We start from the raw sequence: 1,095 nt of genomic DNA, 5'->3' as shown, positions 1-1,095 counted from the left end.
CGCGCAGGTGCGCCCACACCTCTTGCGTGCCGGGCAGCACGCGCTCGACCAGCGCCTCGACGCCGCCGCCGCTGGCCTTGCGGCCGTACAGCCGCGCCTTGATGACGCGCGTGTCGTTGAACACCAGCAGGTCGCCGGGCGACAGCAGCGACGGCAGTTCACGGAAGCGGCGGTCGAGCGGCGTGTCGCCGCGGCCGTCGAGCAGGCGCGAGCCGCTGCGCTCGGGCGCCGGATGCTGGGCGATCAGCTCCGGCGGCAACGCGAAGTCGAAATCGGCAACGGTGAGGGGATGAGCGGGGGCGTCGGACATGGCGTGCAGGCTGGACCGGCCTGACGAGGGCAGAAGGCAGAATTGTTCCATGCCCCAGGCCTCGCGCTCCGCACCGCCCGCCGCCGCCGCTCCGGCGAAGTCGGGCCCGGCACGGGCGATGGAGAAGCTCGGCCTGGTGCGCGACATCGACCTCGCGCTGCACCTGCCGCTGCGCTACGAGGACGAGACGCGCGTCACGCCGATCGCCGCGGCGCACGAGGGCGAGACGGTGCAGGTCGAGGGCCGCGTGCGCGACAGCCGCGTCGAGCTGCGACCGCGCCGCCAGCTCATCGTGCGGCTGGCCGATGACAGCGACGAGCTGGTGCTGCGCTTCCTGCACTTCTACCCCTCGCACCAGAAGACGCTGGCGGTCGGCGCGCGCCTGCGCGTGCGCGGCGAGTTGCGCGGCGGTTTCCTCGGCCGCGAGATGGTGCACCCCAGCTTCAAGGCGGTGAACGACGACACGCCGCTGGCCACCGCGCTGACGCCGGTCTACCCGGCCAGCGCGCAGCTGCCTCAGGCCTACCTGCGCAAGGCGGTGAGCTCGGCGCTGACACGCGCGCCGCTCGATGAGTTGCTGCCGCCCGGCAGCGTGCCGGCCGGCTTGCCGAGCCTGAAGCAGGCCCTGCTGTTTCTGCACCACCCGGCGCCCGAGGTGATGCTGGCGACGCTGGAGGACCACAGCCACCCGGCCTGGCAGCGGCTGAAGTTCGACGAGCTGCTGGCCCAGCAGCTGTCGCAGCTGCAGGCACAGCGCGAGCGCGCCGCGCTGCGCGCGCCGCCGC

The 1,095-nt window shown here is 73.5% G+C and carries 1 protein-coding gene and 1 pseudogene; one reads left to right on the top strand and one right to left on the bottom strand.

What is annotated here, in order from left to right; all coding sequences use genetic code 11:
• Positions 1 to 310, bottom strand: a 310-nt coding sequence (locus x551_RS22575) for an S-adenosylmethionine:tRNA ribosyltransferase-isomerase (protein ID WP_036251890.1), incomplete at its 3' end; no start/stop codon positions are given.
• A 49-nt stretch (positions 311 to 359) separates the two neighbouring features.
• Here x551_RS22575 and x551_RS22570 point away from each other — a divergent pair.
• A pseudogene (locus x551_RS22570) lies at positions 360 to 1,095 on the top strand (ATP-dependent DNA helicase RecG); the annotation flags it as partial.

Source organism: Methylibium sp. T29, from assembly GCF_000576205.1.
GTDB classification, from domain to species: domain Bacteria; phylum Pseudomonadota; class Gammaproteobacteria; order Burkholderiales; family Burkholderiaceae_C; genus Methylibium; species Methylibium petroleiphilum.
This window is presented reverse-complemented; position numbering and strand designations above follow the sequence as displayed.